The following is a 19,045-nucleotide window of genomic DNA, read 5'->3' as shown; positions in this document are numbered from 1 at the left end:
CACTGGCCGTCAGGGCAACTCCACCGGCTGGTTCGTTCCCAGCCCCGGGCCGAGGATGAGTGCGTTTTCGAGAATGCGCATGGCGCCGAGTTGGGCGGCGCGGAAAGCCGGGGCGTGGGCGAACAGGATGACCTGGCCCCTGCCGACCGACTCACGCGTGACCCAGGCGGCGTTGGCGATGCGGTCGCGTGCTTCTGGCCACAGCAGGCCGCCGGCACGCACCATCAGCTCCTGGCCTTCCGGCACCGGGCCCCAGCCGACCAGGCGACCGTCGGCCTCGCCTTCGCTGTAGACACCGACGCGCAGCGGCGCCTGCACCGGCGGCTTGCTCATCATGATGGGCGAGTTGGAAAACAGCACTGTGAGGAAATCGCCCGTGCCGCCGGCCAGCCAGTGACCGCTATCGACGCGGGCACCTACCAGCGTACCGGAGGGCATGAACTGGCTTTGCCACTGATCGCGGCGCTGGCGCTCGTCGGCGGGCAGTTGGCCCTCTTCGATACCACTCCAGGGGTACTCGGCACTATCACCCGCCGAATGGCCCCAGATATCGTCGGGCAGCGGCCGGTTGTGGCCCAGCCATTCGCGGTGAATGGCATCCTGATAGTCGGTCAGATCTTCACCGATCACCTGGGGTAGGTCGCGCGTCGAGACCAGCGGCTCTTCGCCACTCATCAGCGCACGTGCCGAATTGCCCACGGCCACTAGCGTGCCCCCGGCGCGCACCCATTCTTCGAGCTGACGGTTCAGGCCATCGGGCAGCGAACCGCCTCCCCAGCGCTCGGGCAGGTAGAGCACGTTATAGCGCTGCAGATCGGCGAAACCGATGCGCTCTTCGTCAAGATGGCTGTGACGCACGCCGACGCGGTGATCCAGGGCATACCAGACCGCCCCGAAATCCAGCATGTTGTTTGAGCCGCGCGAGAGCAGCGCGATCTTCGGCTGGGTCAATACCTGCCACTGGCGACCGCCCAGGTCAGCCAGGTCGCCGGGTGCGCGGCCATGGCCAACGGCATGCACGCGTACACCCAGATCGGCAGCGGCTTCGCGAACCGGACGAGTCCAGTCATCAAGGTGTCGGTTGTCATCAAGCGTGACCGCGATTGAACCGACTGGAAGATCCACGCTTTCAAGCTCGGAAGGCCGCACATTGGCCCGCACGTGCACATCGCGCTCCATCAGGCGTGCGGCCAGCGCCACCGCACGGTCATCGCTGCCCGGCACGATCAGGGCGACCGCATTGCCGATCGACGGAAAGGCCGGCGACTCGAAACGCTCGGAGAAATCGATCGGTTCGACATTGCTGTCGATGTGCTGCGGCACGGTCAGTGCCTCCAGGCCGAACATCATCGAAATGTTCCAGCCGGTGGTGTCGTAGATGGTGGAGCTGCCTTCGGTGAGGATGCGCTCGCGCTCGACGGTCAAGGCCTTCTCCGAGAGCCTGGGATCGAACTCGAACATGGCCGCGATAAGTCGTGCCTCGGGCTGGCGGTTGGGAATGATGATCGTGCCGGCCGGCAGGGTCAGGCTGCGCTGCTCGCGTCCGAGCTGGTCGGTCGCGCGCGAAACACGAGTATCGCGGGTCAGGCGGTAGGCCTCGAACTGCTGTACGTCGAGCAGGTCGAGCAGATCATTGATCCGGCCCTGGTTGTCGGTCGGCAGGATGGCAAAGCTGCGGCTGCCGTAGGGACCGCGCGCCGAAACCACGTTGGCGCGATCCTCGGCGTACTCGCGCAGCATGGATTCGCGCTCGCGCTTGAGCGTTTCGAGATTGGCGAAGGTCGCCAACACCTGGTGGTGCACCGACTGCTTGTAGCTGATCAGGTGAGTCGGGCGCTGTACGCCGTCCTCGGCAATGCGGGCCTGTTCGTAGAGAATGCCCTGGGCGCCGCGCAGGCTGGCCCAGGCATCGGTATAGCCGGGATACCAGTCTTCGTGCCATTCGCCCGAGTAATACGGATAGCCGAACTCGTCAAAGGCCTCGGCCATGTCGTCGGCCAACTCGTCGCCGCGCGGGTAGCGATACGGCGGGAAGTGCGGGTTGTGCGGCTCCCGGGCCGGCGAAAACAGGTAGGTATCCTGCGAACCCATCTCGTGGGCATCGACAAACAGCAGCGGGCGCCAGTCGATGATGTGCGGAATGCGACCACGAGTCTCGGGGTGGCGCACGTAGATCCAGTCGCGGTTGAGATCGAACAGATAGTGGTTGCCGCGCCCGTAGGGCCAGTAGCCAGCATGCACCAGCGAACGGTCGTCTACGTTGGGCTGGGCGCCACGGGTCTGGTGCACGGCATTGACAAAGCGCATGCGCCCATCCGGGTTCATGTTGGGATCGACAATGACCACCAGCTCATCGAGCATCTCGAGCGTGACCTCGGAACGGTCGGCGGCCAGGTGATACATCACCGCCAGTGCCGAGTCCGCGCCCGAACTTTCATTGCCGTGAATGGAATAGGCCATCCAGGCCACGCCGGGCAAGTCGGAAATCAGCTCCTCGCGCTGGCTCGACGATACATCGCGCGGATCGGCCAGCTTGCCCAGATCCTCTCGGATCGTTTCAGAACGGGCCAGATTGTCGGGCGAGGAAAAAACCAGGTAGAGCAGATCGCGGCCCTCGTAGGTCTGGCCGTACTCGACCAGCTCGACACGATCGGAGGCCTCGGCAACAATGCGCGCGTACTCGGCAATCTGCTCGGATGTGGCCACTCTCTGGCCAACCGGGAAACCCAGCACCTCGTCGGGCGTGGGGAAATCCGGATCGTGATCGGCACCGGCCGGATAGAGGGATTCGGTGTACTCCAGCCCGGCCAGCGGCGACGGCGCCGGATCGGGGTACGGGGTATCGGCCAGCATCGGCGTGCAGGCCAGCAACATTACCAGGGCAAGATATCGCATCAACATTGCTTCCTTCTTTTTTGTGACATGTTTCGGCTGCAGGAGAGCGTTTGATTCTCGTTCTGATCTCCCTGCATGCTGTAGTGCGTGGCATGCATTGTCCGATGATGAGCTACGAACGATCAAACCACGGCAATTCGTTATGATCCCGTTAACGGCGGAATAGTTCATCAAAATTTCCACTGCAACACGCAACCTACCGGCACGCAAGCCGAAACGCTATCATTGACCCATGAAACCGTCATTCAGAACCGCTGGCCGGATCGACGAGGTGCGCTACGAGATTCGTGGCGCGCTGGCCCGGCGAGCGCGCGAACTCGAGCAGCAGGGCAACGACATCCTGCATCTGAACATCGGCAATCCGGGGGCGTTCGGCTTTCGCACGCCCGAGACCATGCGTCGGGCGATCGTGCGAAACCTGAAGTACTCGGAAGGATACGGGCCACAAACCGGAATCTTCCCGGCACGGGAAGCCGTGGCGATGCAGTTCCAGTCGCGCGGGCTGACCGATACCCGCTACGACCAGGTCATCGTCGGCAACGGCGTCTCGGAGCTGGTCGATATCGTGCTGCGCTCGCTGCTCGATCCCGGCGAGGAGGTACTGGTGCCCGCGCCCGACTACCCGCTGTGGACCGCGGCGGTGACGCTCAACGGCGGCCAGGCGGTGCATTACCCCTGTCGAGCCGGCAATGGTTTCGTTCCCGATGTTGCCGAACTGGAAAAGCTGGTCACGAAGAAGACCCGGGCACTGGTGGTGATCAACCCCAACAACCCGACCGGCGCGGTATACCCGGAAAGCGTACTGAAGCAGTTGGCCGATTTCGCCACCCGGCATGACCTGATCCTGTTCTGCGACGAAATCTACGACTCCATCTGCTATGACGAGGCACGCTTTCAGCCCATGGCGCCGCTGGCGCCGGATACCTTGTGCGTAAGTTTCGGTGGCCTGTCCAAGGTCTACCGCGCCTGCGGCTGGCGCGTCGGCTGGGCTGTGTTTACCGGTGCGCTGGAGCGGGCCGAGGAATACCGGCTGGCGGTGGAGAAGCTGGCGGCATTGCGCTTGTCGGCCAATGTCCCGGGCCAGTGGGCAGTGCAGACCGCGCTGGGCGGCTACCAGTCCATTGCCGACCTGGTCGCGCGCGGCGGACGCCTGTACGATTCGCGTCAGGCGGTCATCGAGGCCTGCCGGAGAAGTCGCTTCCTCGACCTGGTCACTCCGATGGGCGCGATGTACGCATTCCCGTCGGTCAACCCGGAGGTCTTTCCCGATTTCGACGACCACCGCTTCGCCGCCGAATTGCTCGAGCACAAGCACATCCTGATCGTGCCCGGCTCGAGCTTCAATATCCGCGAACGCAACCACTTCCGGCTCACCCTCCTGCCGGAAGCCGAGGAGCTGACGGCAGCTTTCGGGCGCATTGACGATCTGCTCGAGGAACTCGCCGACGAACCGCAACGCATCCAGGCCGTAGAATGACTCCAACCGAAAAGGACAATCCCCTGCTGGCGCCGGGGCTGCCCCGTTTTGCCTCGATCCGACCCGAACACGCGCTGCCGGCAATCGAGCAGCGATTGGGCGAATACCGACGGGTCATCGAGACCATCGAGCAACTCGACCAACCCGACTATGCCAGCGTGGTCGAGGCCGAAACCCTGGCTGATGACGCGCTGAGTGCGGCCTGGTCGAGCATCTCTCACCTACACGGAGTGACCAACACGCCGGAATGGCGCGACGCCTACCAGCAGTGCCTGGAGCCGATGACCCGCTTCCATACCGAGCGCGGTCAGAACCGGAAACTGTTCGAGGCCTGGCAGACGCTGGCCGCACGCGACGACTTCGAATCGCAATCCGATGCACTCCGGGCCACCGTCGAGCACGAATTGCGTGATTTCCGCCTCTCCGGCGTCAAACTGCCCGAGGACGAACGCCAGCGCTTTGCCGAGATCGAGCTGCGCCTGTCGGAGCTGGGCAACCGCTTTGGCAACCACGTGCTCGATGCCACCGAGGGCTACAGCGAACACTTCGCTGATGCCACGGCCCTGGCGGGTCTGCCCGATTCGGAACTCGAACTGCTGGCCGGCCTGGCCCAGCAGCACGGCCAGGATGGCTGGCTGGCCAACCTGTCCTTCCCGGCCTACCGCGCCATTGCCACCTATGCCGACGACCGGGAACTGCGCGAACGTTTCTACCGGGCCTTCGCCACGCGTGCTTCCGAAACCGGGCCTCAGGGCGGGCAGTTCGACAATTCACCGATCATTCGCGAGATGCTGGCCCTGCGACAGGAACAGGCCGCACTGCTGGGATTTGAACACCACGCCGCGCTGCGCCTGTCCACGCGCATGGCCGAAAGCGCTGATCAGGTCGAGTCCTTCCTGCGTGACCTGGCCGAACGCGCCCGCCCGATGGCACGCGAGCAACTCGATGAGCTCACCGAGTTTGCCGCCCGGCACGGCGAACCGACACCGCTTGCGCCCTGGGATATCGGCTACTGGAGCGAGAAGCTGCGCGACGAGAAGCTCGGCATCAACCAGGAAAAACTCAAGCCCTGGTTCGAACTCACACGCGTGTTCGATGGGCTCTTCACCACCGCCGGCGAATTGTTCGGACTCAGGTTCGAAGCCGATGAGACCATAGAAACCTGGCACGAGGACGTGCGCTATTTTCATGTCACCGGCGGCGACGGCCAGCCGGTCGCGGGCCTGTATCTCGACCTGTATTCGCGGGCGCGAAAATCCGGCGGTGCCTGGATGGATGTATGCCGCACCCGCCTGAACCTGGGTGAACACCTGCAACTGCCGGTTGCCTACCTGACCTGCAACTTTGCCCCACCGTCGGATGGACGGCCCAGTTTGCTGACCCACGACGATGTCGTCACCCTGTTCCACGAATTCGGTCACTGCCTGCATCACATGCTCACCAAAGTGCCGATTCCCGCCGTCGGCGGCATCAGCGGCGTGGAGTGGGATGCGGTGGAACTGCCCAGCCAGCTCATGGAGGGCTGGGCCTGGGACGAATCGGCGCTGGCGCGCTATGCCCGTCATGTCGACACCGGCGAGCCGTTGCCGGCCGACCTGCTCGCCGGCCTGAAAGCCGACCAGCAGTTCCACGGTGCCCTGGCCCTGATCCGGCAGGTGGAGTTCGCCCTGACCGACCTGACCCTGCATGCCGAGACCGATGCCGACCCGGTCGAAGTCATGCGCCGCATCAACGGCGAGGTGGCGGTGATTCCCGCACCGGAGTTCAATCGTTACCTGATGAGCTTCTCGCACCTGTTCGACGGCGGCTACGCGGCCGGCTACTACAGCTACCTGTGGGCCGAGCGGCTGGCGCGCGATGCCTTCGAACTGTTTGTCGAGCAGGGCCTGTTCGATCCGCGACTGGGCCGACAACTGGCCAGGGAAATACTGGAAGTCGGTGCCAGCCGACCGATGCGCGATTCCTGGCAGGCGTTCCGGGGCGAGGAGCCCCGACTGGAGCCCCTGCTGGCCTCCTACGGCGTGGCGGCGCAAGCCACCGGATAGCGCCGGCCCGGACTGACCGGGTCAGGAACCCAGGGCAGCCCGGGCCTTATCAAGGTATTCGGCCGCTTCGATCGTGCGGTGGTAGGATTCGCCGGCCGTGTCCAGCAACATCTCATGGGCTTCGAGCAGCAGCTGCTTGGCCGCCTCGGCGTTTTCCCGCGCCAGTTCGCTGCGGCCCAGCCCGAGTCGTAGCATGCCCTGGACATGCCGGTTCTGCGACAAATGCTCCTCGCCCAGGGCCAGCGCCTGGCGGTGCAGCTCGACCGCTTCCTCGTACTGCCCAAGATCCCGATGACAGTTGCCCAGGTTGTAGGTGGCGAAAATGGTCTGTGGATGTTCCTGACCGAAGTGCTCCCGGAATAATTCCAGTGAATACTGGTAGTGCGGCAGGGCCTCTTCCGGCCGGCCCTGCTGCCGCAGGCTCCCGCCCAGGTTGTTGATGGCCTGGCTGGTCAAGGGGTGACCTTCACCATACAGCTCGCGTTGCGCCTCGATGGCTTCCCGCAACAGGGGTTCGGCCTCCGCGTACTGCTGCTCGCGCAGATAGACCACTGCATGATCACTTAGGGCTGCGAGACGGTGACGTCGGGCCGCGGGATCATCCCAGTCTTCGACCGACTGGAGCAAAGCCTCGTACACTTCGTGCGCCTGGTCGAAGTTCATCTGGTCGGAGTGGATCTGGGCCAGGGTGCGCATGGTCTCGTAATGGATATTGCGCATATCGCTTGACTCGTCTCCGGCACTGCTGGCGATCACCTGCATCGCCTGCTCCTCGGCCGCCTCGTAGTCTCCGAGCATCTGCAACAGGTAGGCACGAATCGCCTGACTGTCGAGCACCTGGGGATGATCCGCCGGCAACTCGCCTTCAATCGATGCCAGCAAGCCGTCAATTTTCGCCAGACCCTCCTCGAAGTCACCCCGGCGACCATGCAGTTCGGCGATATGCCGCAGCACGTCGACATGCAGGTTGCGAAGATCCGGGTCGCTTGCAGTCAACTCCCGCGCCGTCTGGAAATGAGAGCCCGATGTATCGTGTTCGCCGATCAGGAAATAGGCCCGCCCGATGGTGTGTTCAATCTCGGCCAGAATGGCCGGTCGATCGGCGAGCTCAGACGTCGCGCGCTCGGCTGCATCATCCAGTACGCGCCGCATCAGCGCCGTATCGGCACCATCAGCATAATCCGGGTTGATCGAACCGAGCATTCGGGTCACGAAACCGGATGTCTGCTCGGCCCGTTCGGCCTGCTCCTGTGCCCGGTCACGCTCGTACTGCACTTGAATCAGCAGCCACAGCGACACCGCCAGTCCAATAACCAGCGAAACCCCGACCAGGCTGCCGGCGGTCACGGGCACACGATGCTTCCAGAGGAACTTGCGCCAGTGATAGCGACGCGTGGGGGGAACGGCCCGGACCACATCACCATTCAGGAAGCACTCCAGGTCTCTGGCCAGGGCCGCGGCCGACTCGTAGCGGTCATCTCGGTCCGGCGCCAGCGCGCGGGCCAGTATCCAGCGCAATTCATAGTCAAGACTCGATGCGGAGGCCAGGGCTTCTTCTACCGGTTGCGCGGTCGGGTTGCCTCCAGCCGGCCGGCTGCGTCCCGGTGAGCTCAGCGACTGGCAGAACGATTCCAGTGTTTCCGAATCGCGGCCTGCCGGCGGCCGATGCCGGGTCAGCAGTTCAAACAGCATGACCCCGAGCGAAAAGACATCGGTGCGGGTATCGATGGCCATGCCGTCTTCGGCATTCTGCTCCGGGCTCATGTAGCCAATGGTTCCGGCCCGGTCGCTGCTGATATTCCGGCTGCCGCCCTCCTCGTCGATCACACTGGTGGCGACGCCGAAATCGATGATCTTGGGCAAGTACTCACCGTCGATTTCGGAAACCAGCACGTTGGCGGGCTTGAGGTCGCGGTGGATGATGCCCCGGTGATGCGCATGCTGCACGCCCTGGCAGACCCGCATGAACAGCCTGACCCGCTCCACGCGCTCCAGCTCCCGGTGCTGGCAAAAGGCATCGATTGGTTTGCCCGGCACCCATTCCATCGCAAACCACGGCCGGCCTTCGCCGGTCGTGCCCGCGTCGTAAACCTGCGCGATATAGGGATGGCGCATCTGCGCCAGCATCTGGCGTTCGACCTCGAACAGAGCTCCGGCCACGCCCTTTCCGGTTTGCTGCCGGACGAGCTTGAGTGCCACCTTGCGGCGCACCGGCTCGAGCTGCTCGGCCAGATAGACGGCCCCCATGCCGCCACGACCCAGCAGGCTGATCAGTCGATACGGACCGACACGAGACAGCTCCCGAGCCGCCTCGTTGCGCTCGAATTCATCCCCGGCTGACTCGACCTGGGTCGCATCATCGTCCGATGGTCTGTGAGTCATAATCCGTCCTCCCGAGTCAGGAAGCCAAGATGCATTCTACGAGATGTCTCACCGCCTACCCTGCCGGAGCCGTCACCGCAGCTTGGGCCAAAGGGGTGTTCAGCAGATCTGGTTGCGACCGGAACTCTTGGCCTGGTAGAGCCGGCGGTCGGCCTCGCGCAACAGGTCGCTCATGTCTTCGAAGGCGCTCGACCACGACGCAATGCCGCCGGACAAGGTCACCTTTCGCACTTCGCCACCGACATTGAAGGTTTCCATTTCTATGGCCTTGCGAATCGACTCGGCGATGCGGTGTGCATCGGCAATGTTGGTATCGGGCAGAATGACCGCAAACTCCTCGCCACCGATACGGGCGAAGGTATCGGAGGCTCGCACCCGGTCGCGGGCGATCTCGGCCACCTTGCGCAACACGCCATCGCCGGCCAGGTGACCGTATTCGTCGTTGATTTCCTTGAAGAAATCAAGATCCAGGATCATGACGGTGAGTTCCCGGTCGGGCTCCCGCTCGGCCTTGGCGACCTCGGTCTTGAGCAAGGCCATGGCGTGGCGACGGTTGTACAGGCCGGTGAGCGCATCGCGAATGGTGCTTTCATGCAACTCCGAATGGTAGCCGGCCTCGATATTGCCCTCATCGACGAACTTCAGCACCGTCTGACTGATGCGAATGTGATCCCCATCACGTAGCGCGGAACGCTCGACGACGTCCTCGTTGAGATAGGTTTGGTTGGTCGAGCCCAGGTCCTCGATCCAGTAGCGGTCACCCTCGGCAATGATGCGGCAGTGCTGCCGCGAGATGCTGCGCTCGGATATCTGGAAGTCGCTGTCGATACTGCGCCCGATGACCACGGGCTTGCGACCCAGCACGATGCGCGAGCCCAGGCGTGGGCCGCGAATGATGACCAGGCAGGCATCGTGGTTGTCCCGCGTTTCACGCCGGGTACCAGCAATGACCGTCTCCGAATCAGTCCGGGTGCTCTTGTCAGTCTTGTCGACCAAGTCTTTGTCCGTTTCTCGTCCTGGCCCACGTCCCCGGCTTCGGAGTTTACAACGTATTGCCGATGGCTGCCCGACAACCCGCCGGAATGCCTGCCTGATTCGGCCGTCGCTCTACCAGCGCTTCTCCAGGCTGGCAAACAGGCTGCGGCCGGGCCCGGGGAAGTAGCGGAAATTTCCGAAGGCAAAGTCCGCCCGCTCGGCGTAGCGGCGATTGGTCAGGTTTCTCAGGCGTAGCGACGCGGTCCATTCCGCCGCCAGATCGCGTTGCAGAAAGGCATGCCACAGGGTGTGGCCACCGTAGCGGCGCGTGTTTTCGGCATCCAGCCAGTAGCCTCCGTTGTGTTCGACGGCCAGCTGTGCCAGCCAGTCATCATCCGGGCGCCAGGTCAGATCGGTGCTGGCCAGCCGGCGGGGCGCGGAGGACACGTCGCGACCCCGCTGGATCAACTCGCCGCCGAGATCGCGATCGAAGCGATACCAGTGAATGGCGTAACTGCCGCGGGCGGCCACAGCAAGGGTATCGCTCAGTTGATGGCGCAGGGAGAACTCGACGCCGCGGTGGCCGGTTCTGCCGTCGCTGACATTGAAGCCTTCGGCATCGCGAAAGATGAAGTTGCGCTTGCGCTGGTAGAAGCCGACCAGCTCCCATTCCAGCGGTGAGCTACCCCGCACTCCAAGCTCGACGGCATCGAGTGCTTCGGCATCCAGGTCGGCCACGTCCTGTCCGCGCTGCAGCCGGTAGAGCTCGGTTGCCTGTGGTGCGCGGAATCCGCGCGCCAGGCGCAGCCAGGCCATGCCCTCGTCAAAGTCGCGGCTTATGGTCAGCTCCGGCGCCACTTCCAGGTAGTCGTCACTGCGGTCGGCGGGCCGGTTGTAAAGGCACCCACCGAACTCACAGGTCGTGCCATCCTCGGCCAGATTACCCTCGGCCATGAGGTTGTCGTAGTCATAGCGCACCCAGTCGGCATGCACTCCAGCGCGAATGCGCCAGTCCGGCGCCGGCTCATGTCCCAGCGCCATGTAGCCGCCCAGGCGCTGACCATCGACCTCGTAATCGTAATGACGGCCAGGTGGCCGGATGCCCGCCATTGGCGGGGGGGCATCAGCCTCGCCGTCCTGGGCCTGGAACAGGAAACCGTTGAACCATTCGGCATCCACGCCCCACTGCAACGCACCGAGTGCGACCTCCCTTTCCTGGTCGAACTGCAGGCCGGCCGAAACCTGGCCGTTTCTTTCCAGCGGCTGCCCCGGCAGGAAGTGCTGGAGGAAGGTCATGCGCGAACGACGGGCAAACCCCGTCAAACGGTTCTCCGCACCAGACTCATCCACCCACTGGGCGCGACTGACCAGGCGCGCTGCCGAACCCGTTCGGAAAGCCTCCGGATTGAAGTTAGCCTGTCGCAGCTCCGGGTCGGCATAGGCACGCTCGCCCTGGACGAAACCGGCGGTGTCCTGATCGAGCTGTGCCGCGCTCAGCACTGTCTCCCACTGGCCGCGCTCGGTTGGCACGGCATGGTGCAGCGTCAGTAAGCGGTGGTCGTAGCCTTCGTCTTCGCGAAAACTGCCGGCGTCGACCATCGTCGCATCCAGCGCCAGGGCACCATCGCCCAGGTCTCCGGTCAGCCGCAGCTCGCCGCGCAGGTAGTCATCGCTGCCTCCTTCCAGGCGCACCGCGTTGAGCGGTTCGGTCAGCGGCGAGCGCGTGCGCACATCGATCACGCCATGCAGACCGCCGGAAGCGTGACCCAGCCCTCCGGGGCCGCGCAGCACGCTCACGTCCACGGCCTGGTGCATGTTGACCTCGAACAGGTTGTTGACATTGCAGAAACCGGGCGGCCGAATCGGAATGCCTTCTTCCAGGATCAGCAAGGCGCCGCAGCCGCCGGCGCCGGCCAGCAGCGGCGAGCGCACGGCGCTGAGATGCTCCTGTCCGCTGCCCCGGGTCACCCAGGAGCCGGGCAAGCGTGTCATCACCTCCGAAGGATGGGTGGGACGAATGGATTCCAGCTCCGCCGCGCTCAAGCGGGCCGTAGCCTGTTCTCCATCCGGGGCGATATCACGTCCCCGCACTTCCACGCGGTCGGTCACGGCGGCCTCTCCGGCCAGCATGAAGATCAGCAGCCCTTCAAGCATGATGTTCGCTTGCTCCTTGTTGTTTTTCCTTGCGGTGCAGCCGGGCAAGAATAACGAACGTGACGGCACCACCCAGGGTCAATGTGAATGGAAATACCAGCACCCATCGGCCCAGACCGGCATCGACACTTTCCAGCAACTGGTAGCAGGCCACGCCCAGTAGCGGCGCGATCAGTCCGCGGATGCCGGTCAGTGTGACGTGAATACCCATGTAAAGGGTCGACTGGTCATCCCGGGCAAAGTCGTTGTGCCCCAGGTTCCAGCCCAGCTTCCCGCCGGCAAAAGCCATGCCCAGGGCCAGCGCACCGGGCCAGAACAGGAACTTCCAGCCGGCCACCGAGGCCAGCATGAACAGCGCGGTCGAAAAGACGAACATCCAGGCCTGGCGGGCACGGTAGTCCAGCACATGCACCGCGTCGAATCGGCGTGCCCAGATGGGCGTGAAGATCGACAGGGTCAGCAGGGGCAGCGTGGTGGTGATCATGACCTGCTCGAAGCGGGCAAACCCGAACTGTTCGTTGAGCAGGATGACCAAAAGACCGATCACCATCAGGTTGCCGCTGCCGAATGCAAACATCGTCAGCATGTAGCGGCGGTACCAGCGATCCGCCCTGAGAATATCCAGGCTGGCGCGCAACTGCCCGCCGTCACGTGACCGGCGCTGATTGAGTTCTTCATTCTGCAACTGCCGTCCGCCTCGCACTCGGGTCGCCAGGTATCGCCACGCTGCCCACAGGCCACACAGCCCGGCCAGCGGAAAGAGCACGCGCCAGATCTCCGGCCACCAGGACATCGCCAGGCCGATGGCCGCGGCGGTCACGGCTATGATGAGCGAGTAGATGATCGTGATACGGCCGGTGATCCGGGCGCGCACGTGACGCGGGAAATTGGCCCGCCATATGGCCGCGCGCAAGGTGATCACGCCGGCCCAGGCCAGGCGGGCCACGATCATGCCGGCCGTGATCATGACCAGCCCGAATGCGCTGAGCGGCGCCATGGCCATCAGGATCAGGAACACGGCGGTCACCGCCATAAGGGCCGAGACCCACAGTGGCTTGTCACGCCCCTCGGCCATTCCGGCAATGCCCAGGCTGGCCATGTTGGCAAATGCCGGCGCGCCGGCCACCAGCCCCACAGCCAGGTTGACCCAGGCCGGATCGGCCACGGACTCGAACTGGGTCTTGACCACCACTCCGACCAGCCCACCCTCCAACGCCCCCAGGGCGATGGCCATGGCGGCATTGGCTCGGATCTCGCGCGGCATCAGGTGCCGGGCGATGAATGGCAGCGGGGGCTGGGCGGGCATCGGGATATTGTAGGCCAGAGGGTGGGAGAAAAAGCGTGAGTGAACGAAAGACAGAAAGCGCGCGCCTGTCATCGCCGTCGTCCACCGCTCTACAATATCGCCATGAATTCCATTACTGATACCGATCTCGACGAGCGCCAGTGGCTGGAGCATGTCCTGACGTCGGACATTCCGATGGGCGGCGCCATGGCACTTCAGGTAGCCCAACTCGACGCGGCCGGGGTGGTGCTTGACCTGCCCCTGGCGGCCAATGTCAACGACAAGGGCACGGCCTTTGGCGGTTCGCTGGCCAGCGCCATGATTCTGGCCGGCTGGTCGCTGCCCCGGCTGCTCCTGCGCCGTGCCGGCGTGCGCGCCGAGCTGGTCATCGGCCGCTGTGAAATCCACTTCACCCGTCCGGTCAACGGCCGCTTCCAGGCCCGGTGCCCCTGGCCCGCGACCGGCGATTGCGAACGCTTCACCCGCCGCCTGGAACACGCCGGCCGAGCCAGCCTGGTCCTGGAACCCGACATTCTGGCCGAAGGAAAAGTGGCAGCCAGGCTGACGGCGAAGTATGCTGCTCTGATTCCATCCGGGAGTTCGAAGTGAAGGGATCTGTCATCACGCTGGTCATGCTGACCCTGCTGCTGGCCGCCTGCGGCTCCAGTCAGCGCCACGATGACCGGCAGCAGGCCATGGACCGCTGGGAAGCGCTGATTCGCTGGAGCGAGTACGAAGCGCTGGTCGACATGATTCATCCCGAGTGGCTGACGGACAACCCCATACATCCGGTCGAGCTGGATCGCCTGGAGCAGTTCCGGGTCACCGAGTACCGCGTCCGCCAGGTACTGGTCGACCACGAAGGCGAGGGCCTGGAGCGCCACGCCCGCATCCGGATGTACCATATTCGCAGCGCCCAGGAGCGAGTGGTGGATCATATCGAGGTCTGGCGCTTTGACGACGACCTCAACCGCTGGCTGTTGCATTCGGGGCTGCCGGATCCGAGCCAATCGTAAGGGGTGCCTGTTTCGAACAACGGAGGGCCTGACCATGCGAACCATTGCCGTCGTCAACGCCAAGGGAGGTTGCGGCAAGTCCACCATCGCCACGTCGCTGGCCGCCGCGCTGGCCTGGGAGGGTCACGCAGTGGCCTTGGGCGACCTGGACCCGCAGCAGTCATCGGCTGACTGGCTGACGCTTCGCCCCGAGGACTATCCGGAAATCCTGCCCGCCACCGAACACCACGGGCAATTGCGCGCCCCTCCGGAAGCCGACACCCTGGTACTCGACACACCGGCCGCCATCACCGGCGCCGAACTGGGCAACGTCCTGCGCCGCTCCCAGACCATACTGGTGCCGGTGCTGCCCTCACCCGTAGACATGCGAGCCGCATGGCGCTTCCTCGACCACCTGCTCTCGCTCAAGCCCGTGCGCAAGCATGAGGCACAAGTCGGACTGGTCGCCAACCGAGTCAAGCCCCAGACCATCATCTTCCGCGAACTGACCGGCTTTCTCGACACCTACCGAATCCCGGTAGTCGGCCACCTGCGCGACTCGATGAACTACGTACGCGCCTTCGAACAAGGCCTGTCAGTCTCCGACCTCCCCTACTACCTCGCCTGGCAGGACTGGGAACAATGGGAGACCCTGCTCGGCTGGATCCGGAGCGGCAAATCGGTGGGGAGATGAAAGAAAGGGTGAATAGGGGATAGTGTGAAGAAAAGACAGTGTGAAGTGTTAAGTGTTAAGTGTGAAGGGGCGGGTGCTTTGGTAGGGGCCGATGGCTTCGTGGTGGGGAGAAGGTATCAGCCATCAGCAACCCCTGCCCATCTCATTGATCCTTAACACTTTTTCTCTTCACACTTCACGCTGTCTTCCCCCCCACCGCGACGTTGTCGATGAGGCGGGCTTTGCCCAGCCAGGCGGCGGCGAGGAGTCTTGAGGGGTGGTCGGGGCGTGGGGGGCTGAGGTCGCGGGCGGTTCGCCATTCGATGTAGTCGGGGTGGAAGCCGGCGGCTTCTAGTTGTTCCAGGGCGGCTGTGTGCAGGGCCTTGAAGTCTCCACCGGCGGCCAGCGATTCGGCCATTTCGACCAGTACTCGGTGCAGCGTTGGGGCCCGCCTTCTCTCGTCCTGGTCCAGGTAGGCATTGCGTGAACTCATCGCCAGGCCGTCGGACTCTCGAATGGTCGGCAGGCCGATGATGTCGATGTCCAGAAAGAGGTCCGCGACCAGGTGGCGGATGATAACCAGTTGCTGGTAGTCCTTTTCGCCGAATACTGCGCAGTCCGGCCTGACCTGGCTGAACAGTCGCAGGACAACGCTGGCCACGCCGTCGAAATGACCCGGGCGCGAGGCGCCACAGAGCTGATCGGCCAGCGGATCGGGCACGCGCAGCATGAAGGCGGCGTCGAACGGATACATGGTTGCAACATCGGGGCGCCAGACCAGGTCGCAACCGGCCTGCTTCAGTGCCGCCAGATCTGCATCCAGGGTTCGCGGGTAGGATTCATAGTCCTCGTTGGGTCCGAACTGGGTCGGGTTGACGAACAGACTAACCACGGTGCGCCGGGCACGTTCGCGCGCCGCGGCCACCAACGCCAGATGACCATCATGCAAGTTGCCCATGGTGGGCACCAGGGCAATCGTCTCGCCCGCGCGACGCCAGGCATCCAGCGTGGCGCCCAGGTCAGGCAGTTGTTCGATCAGCTTCATGCTCAGGCGTAGCTGTGGTCGGCATCCGGGAAGCGGCGCTCGCGCACGGCTTCGACATAGGCGCGCAGCGCCTCGGGAATACTGCCGGCACCGGCCATGAAATCACGCACGAAGCGGGGCCGGCGGCCCGGACTGATGCCGAGCACGTCATAGAGCACCAGCACCTGGCCATCGACATCGACGCCGGCACCTATGCCGATGACCGGAATCCGCAATTCATCGGCAATACCGCGCGCCAGATCGGAAGGGACGCACTCGAGCACCAGCATGCCGGCCCCGGCGGCCTCCAGCGCGCGGGCATCCTCCTGCAGCGTACGCGCAAGTGCCTCGTCGCGCCCCTGCACGCGATAGCCACCGAGACGGTGCACATGCTGGGGCGTCAGGCCTAAATGACCACAGACGGGAATGCCCTGGGCAACCAGGTCGGCCACGATCGGCACCACGACCGCACCGCCTTCGAGCTTGACCATGCCGGCTCCGGCTCGCATCACCGCCGCTGCGGCGGCCATGGCCCGGGTCCGATCGTGGTAGCTCATGAAGGGCAGATCGGCGATCAGCAAGGGGTGCTGCAGGCCACGACGCACGGCTTCGACGTGATAGACCATGTCATCGATGGTCACCGGCAGGGTCGAGTCCCGCCCCTGGATGACGTTGCCGAGCGAATCGCCAACCAATACGCAGTCGACGTCGGCCTGGTCAATCAGTTGGGCAAAACTGGCGTCATAGGCCGTCAGCATGGTAATGGGCTGGCCGGCGGCCTTCATGGCCGACATGGCAGGCACGGTGCGAACACTGCGTTCCTGGGTCATGAATCCTCCAAGGGTCTTGATTCCGGGTCGAAGGCCAGGGATCCGGCCGGCTGCATGGCGCGGATATCGCTATCGTCCAGCGCCATCAGCAGTTCGTCAACCCGACCGTGACCGGGCACGGTCAATGTCGGGGCCACCGCGTGCAGCGGCACGAGCACGAAAGCGCGCTCGGGAATACGTGGATGCGGCACCGTCAAGTCGGTCTCGTCAATGACATGGTCGCCATGGAGCAACAGGTCGAGATCGATTGCTCGTGCGCCCCAGCGCTGTCCGTCCCTGCGCCGGCCGAGTTCTGCCTCGACGGCCAGCAGAAGGTCCAGCAGGGCACGGGCGTCGAGGGAGGTGTCGAGAGCGGCCACGGCATTGAGGTACCACGGCTGGTCTTGCACGCCCCAGGGCGGCGTCCACCATGCGGGAGACACCTCGGCGACCCACACCCGCTCCGACCGGTGCAGCCGTTCAAGCGCGGCGGCCAGATTTTCTTCGGGCTGGCCGAGATTGGCGCCCAGTCCGATCCAGCTACGCGTCAATGGACTGCCTTGCGCTTTCCGGATCGTGCGCGCCCGCCTCGCTTCCGGCCGGGACCCGAAATCATGCGCTGGCGTTCGTCGGCATCGACCTCCTGAATGGTCGTCCACCAGTCGGCCAGCTCCTGCAGCCCGGGATCCTCGATGGCGCGCAGCAGCAGAAAATCGTAAGCGGCACGGAAGCGGCGCTCCGACATCAAGCGCAAAGCCCGCTTACCCCGGCGCTTGCGAAAGCGCGGCTGCATGCACCAGATTTCCTTGGCAATGGTCGAGAAGCGGCGATGAATGGCCACGCGCCGGGCCTGTGCGGAAATAGCTTCCTCGCCCGCGGCGGCCAGTGCCTCGACCGGTGCCAGGCCCTGATCGATCAACTCCTCGGCACGCTCCGAGACCCGCTGCCAGAGAAAGGCGGCAAACAAAAAGCCCGGGGTGACCGGCTTGCCCTGTGCAACCCGGTCATCGGTGTTTTTCATGGCCTGCTCGACCAGCACCGGCGGATGCGCCGGATCGTCGAACAGCCCCGGGAACAGGGGTTCCCACAACTGGCTGCGCACCAGCGCCTGGTAGGTGGGCCAGGCCCGCCCGCTCATAAACAGTTTGAGAATCTCGTCGAACAGACGTGCCGGCGGAATGTCGTGCAGCAGCGGCGCCATGGTCACCACCGGGCCGGCGGTCTCGGGCTCTAACTTCAGATCGAGTTTGACCATGAAGCGCACCGCACGCAGCAGACGCACGGGGTCTTCGCGATAGCGTGTGGCCGGGTCACCGATCAATCGCAACCGTCGATCCAGCAGATCCTGGTAGCCACCGACATGATCGCGAATCACCGCCTCGGACGGGTCGTACATGAGTGCATTGATGGTGAAATCGCGTCGCCGGGCGTCCTCGCTTTCCGAGCCCCAGACGTTATCGCGCACCAGCCGGCCGGCGTCCAGTTCGCGGTGCTCATCGTCGCCGCCCTCGCCCGAACCGCGAAAGGTGGCGACCTCGATCACTTCGCGACCAAACCGCACGTGGGCCAGGCGGAAACGACGGCCGATCAGGCGTGCATTGCGAAACACCCCGGCCACTTCCTCGGGGGTGGCGCTGGTGGCGACGTCAAAATCCTTGGGGTCGTGACCGAGCACCAGGTCGCGAATACTGCCACCGACCACGAAGGCCTGGTGGCCGGCCTCCTGCAGTCGATCAATGACCTTGCGCGCGTTGGGGCTGATGCGTTCGGGACGAATGCCGTGTTCATCCAGCGCGATGATGCGGAGCTGATTACTCAATGGTTGCTTGCCTGGAGTCGTCTTGCCTGAACATGAAATACGCCATTCAGGCCACCTGAATGTGCGGGTGAATTGTTATCATAATGGCCGCATAGCATAGCACCATGGCCGGCCGCGGGTCTTCCCGGACGGTGTTGACCCGAGCACAGAAGGAACTGATGCGATCATGACCTTTGTAGTGACCGAAAACTGTATCAAGTGCAAGTACACCGACTGCGTCGAAGTCTGTCCGGTCGACTGCTTTCACGAAGGCCCGAATTTCCTGGTCATCGACCCGGAGGAGTGCATCGACTGCACACTCTGCGAGCCTGAATGCCCGGTGGATGCGATCTACCCCGAAGACGACCTGCCGGCCGGACAGGAGCAGTTCCTCGAACTCAATGCAGAGTTGTCCAGGGAGTGGCCGGTCATCACCGAGATGAAACCGGCGCCCGAAGACGCCAAGGAGTGGGAAGACGTGCCCGGCAAGCTAGAGCACCTCGAGCGCTGAGCACGTAGGCAGCATGAGGCCA

General features: G+C 64.1%; 15 protein-coding genes. 6 read left to right on the top strand and 9 right to left on the bottom strand.

Annotation, left to right across the window (positions count from 1 at the left end):
* Positions 1 to 9: 9 nt before the first annotated feature.
* Complete coding sequence (locus IC757_RS03825; protein WP_190976066.1) at positions 10 to 2,895, bottom strand: M14 family zinc carboxypeptidase; 2,886 nt, start codon at positions 2,893 to 2,895, stop codon at positions 10 to 12.
* Between the two features lie 232 nt (positions 2,896 to 3,127).
* On the opposite strand from IC757_RS03825, the gene IC757_RS03820 reads away from it, so the two are divergent.
* Together IC757_RS03820 and IC757_RS03815 are read left to right on the top strand one after the other, a co-directional pair.
* Positions 3,128 to 4,372: an aminotransferase class I/II-fold pyridoxal phosphate-dependent enzyme gene (locus IC757_RS03820; protein ID WP_190976065.1), complete on the top strand. Its 1,245-nt coding sequence runs from the start codon at positions 3,128 to 3,130 to the stop codon at positions 4,370 to 4,372.
* Positions 4,369 to 6,417 (top strand): M3 family metallopeptidase, encoded by a 2,049-nt coding sequence (locus tag IC757_RS03815; RefSeq protein ID WP_190976064.1) that lies wholly within the window; start codon positions 4,369 to 4,371, stop codon positions 6,415 to 6,417. Before IC757_RS03820 ends, IC757_RS03815 begins: the two co-directional genes overlap by 4 nt.
* A gap of 21 nt (positions 6,418 to 6,438) precedes the next feature.
* Here the strand turns inward: IC757_RS03815 and IC757_RS03810 are convergent, their stop codons facing one another.
* The 4 genes from IC757_RS03810 to IC757_RS03795 form a co-directional block, all read right to left on the bottom strand.
* On the bottom strand, positions 6,439 to 8,799 hold the full coding sequence (locus tag IC757_RS03810) for a tetratricopeptide repeat-containing serine/threonine-protein kinase (RefSeq protein ID WP_190976063.1): 2,361 nt from the start codon (positions 8,797 to 8,799) through the stop codon (positions 6,439 to 6,441).
* 99 nt (positions 8,800 to 8,898) lie between these two features.
* Positions 8,899 to 9,795 (bottom strand): diguanylate cyclase, encoded by an 897-nt coding sequence (locus IC757_RS03805; protein WP_190976062.1) that lies wholly within the window; start codon positions 9,793 to 9,795, stop codon positions 8,899 to 8,901.
* 111 nt (positions 9,796 to 9,906) lie between these two features.
* Positions 9,907 to 11,928 (bottom strand): TonB-dependent receptor, encoded by a 2,022-nt coding sequence (locus IC757_RS03800; RefSeq protein ID WP_190976061.1) that lies wholly within the window; start codon positions 11,926 to 11,928, stop codon positions 9,907 to 9,909.
* Positions 11,921 to 13,234, bottom strand: coding sequence for an MFS transporter (locus tag IC757_RS03795; protein ID WP_190976060.1), 1,314 nt, complete (start codon positions 13,232 to 13,234; stop codon positions 11,921 to 11,923). Before IC757_RS03795 ends, IC757_RS03800 begins: the two co-directional genes overlap by 8 nt.
* A gap of 39 nt (positions 13,235 to 13,273) precedes the next feature.
* Between IC757_RS03795 and IC757_RS03790 the strand changes: the two genes are divergently transcribed.
* Genes IC757_RS03790 through IC757_RS03780 form a run of 3 tightly spaced genes read left to right on the top strand, consistent with a single transcriptional unit; the run spans position 13,274 to position 14,902 of the window.
* Positions 13,274 to 13,822 (top strand): YiiD C-terminal domain-containing protein, encoded by a 549-nt coding sequence (locus IC757_RS03790; RefSeq protein WP_190976059.1) that lies wholly within the window; start codon positions 13,274 to 13,276, stop codon positions 13,820 to 13,822.
* Entirely contained in the window at positions 13,819 to 14,229 is a 411-nt protein-coding gene (locus IC757_RS03785; protein ID WP_190976058.1) for a hypothetical protein, read from the top strand. Before IC757_RS03790 ends, IC757_RS03785 begins: the two co-directional genes overlap by 4 nt.
* A gap of 34 nt (positions 14,230 to 14,263) precedes the next feature.
* Positions 14,264 to 14,902, top strand: coding sequence for a ParA family protein (locus IC757_RS03780; protein ID WP_190976057.1), 639 nt, complete (start codon positions 14,264 to 14,266; stop codon positions 14,900 to 14,902).
* A gap of 175 nt (positions 14,903 to 15,077) precedes the next feature.
* Here the strand turns inward: IC757_RS03780 and panC are convergent, their stop codons facing one another.
* Genes panC through pcnB form a run of 4 tightly spaced genes read right to left on the bottom strand, consistent with a single transcriptional unit; the run spans position 15,078 to position 18,533 of the window.
* Positions 15,078 to 15,926, bottom strand: coding sequence for a pantoate--beta-alanine ligase (gene panC / locus IC757_RS03775; protein WP_190976056.1), 849 nt, complete (start codon positions 15,924 to 15,926; stop codon positions 15,078 to 15,080).
* Positions 15,927 to 15,928: 2 nt separating this feature from the next.
* A complete protein-coding gene (gene panB / locus IC757_RS03770) occupies positions 15,929 to 16,735 on the bottom strand; it encodes a 3-methyl-2-oxobutanoate hydroxymethyltransferase (protein ID WP_190976055.1) in 807 nt (268 codons plus the stop codon).
* Entirely contained in the window at positions 16,732 to 17,265 is a 534-nt protein-coding gene (gene folK / locus IC757_RS03765; protein ID WP_190976054.1) for a 2-amino-4-hydroxy-6-hydroxymethyldihydropteridine diphosphokinase, read from the bottom strand. Before folK ends, panB begins: the two co-directional genes overlap by 4 nt.
* Positions 17,262 to 18,533: a polynucleotide adenylyltransferase PcnB gene (gene pcnB / locus IC757_RS03760; protein WP_223846241.1), complete on the bottom strand. Its 1,272-nt coding sequence runs from the start codon at positions 18,531 to 18,533 to the stop codon at positions 17,262 to 17,264. Before pcnB ends, folK begins: the two co-directional genes overlap by 4 nt.
* Before the next feature lie 166 nt (positions 18,534 to 18,699).
* Here pcnB and fdxA point away from each other — a divergent pair, with 166 nt between their 5' ends.
* Complete coding sequence (gene fdxA, locus IC757_RS03755; protein WP_190976053.1) at positions 18,700 to 19,023, top strand: ferredoxin FdxA; 324 nt, start codon at positions 18,700 to 18,702, stop codon at positions 19,021 to 19,023.
* Positions 19,024 to 19,045: the final 22 nt, after the last annotated feature.

Source organism: Wenzhouxiangella sp. AB-CW3, from assembly GCF_014725735.1.
In the GTDB taxonomy this organism is placed as follows: Bacteria; Pseudomonadota; Gammaproteobacteria; order Xanthomonadales; family Wenzhouxiangellaceae; genus Wenzhouxiangella.
The sequence above is the reverse complement of the archived record's forward strand: the minus strand, read 5'-3'. Positions and strand labels throughout refer to the sequence as shown.

Excerpts from the sequence above, each read along its gene's own strand:
- IC757_RS03825 (WP_190976066.1), bottom strand. The coding sequence starts at position 2,895 with ATGCGATATCTTGCCCTGGTAATGTTGCTGGCCTGCACGCCGATGCTG.
- IC757_RS03820 (WP_190976065.1), top strand. The coding sequence starts at position 3,128 with ATGAAACCGTCATTCAGAACCGCTGGCCGGATCGACGAGGTGCGCTAC.
- IC757_RS03815 (WP_190976064.1), top strand. The coding sequence starts at position 4,369 with ATGACTCCAACCGAAAAGGACAATCCCCTGCTGGCGCCGGGGCTGCCC.
- IC757_RS03810 (WP_190976063.1), bottom strand. The coding sequence starts at position 8,799 with ATGACTCACAGACCATCGGACGATGATGCGACCCAGGTCGAGTCAGCC.
- IC757_RS03800 (WP_190976061.1), bottom strand. The coding sequence starts at position 11,928 with ATGCTTGAAGGGCTGCTGATCTTCATGCTGGCCGGAGAGGCCGCCGTG.
- IC757_RS03795 (WP_190976060.1), bottom strand. The coding sequence starts at position 13,234 with ATGCCCGCCCAGCCCCCGCTGCCATTCATCGCCCGGCACCTGATGCCG.
- IC757_RS03780 (WP_190976057.1), top strand. The coding sequence starts at position 14,264 with ATGCGAACCATTGCCGTCGTCAACGCCAAGGGAGGTTGCGGCAAGTCC.
- panC (WP_190976056.1), bottom strand. The coding sequence starts at position 15,926 with ATGAAGCTGATCGAACAACTGCCTGACCTGGGCGCCACGCTGGATGCC.
- panB (WP_190976055.1), bottom strand. The coding sequence starts at position 16,735 with ATGACCCAGGAACGCAGTGTTCGCACCGTGCCTGCCATGTCGGCCATG.
- fdxA (WP_190976053.1), top strand. The coding sequence starts at position 18,700 with ATGACCTTTGTAGTGACCGAAAACTGTATCAAGTGCAAGTACACCGAC.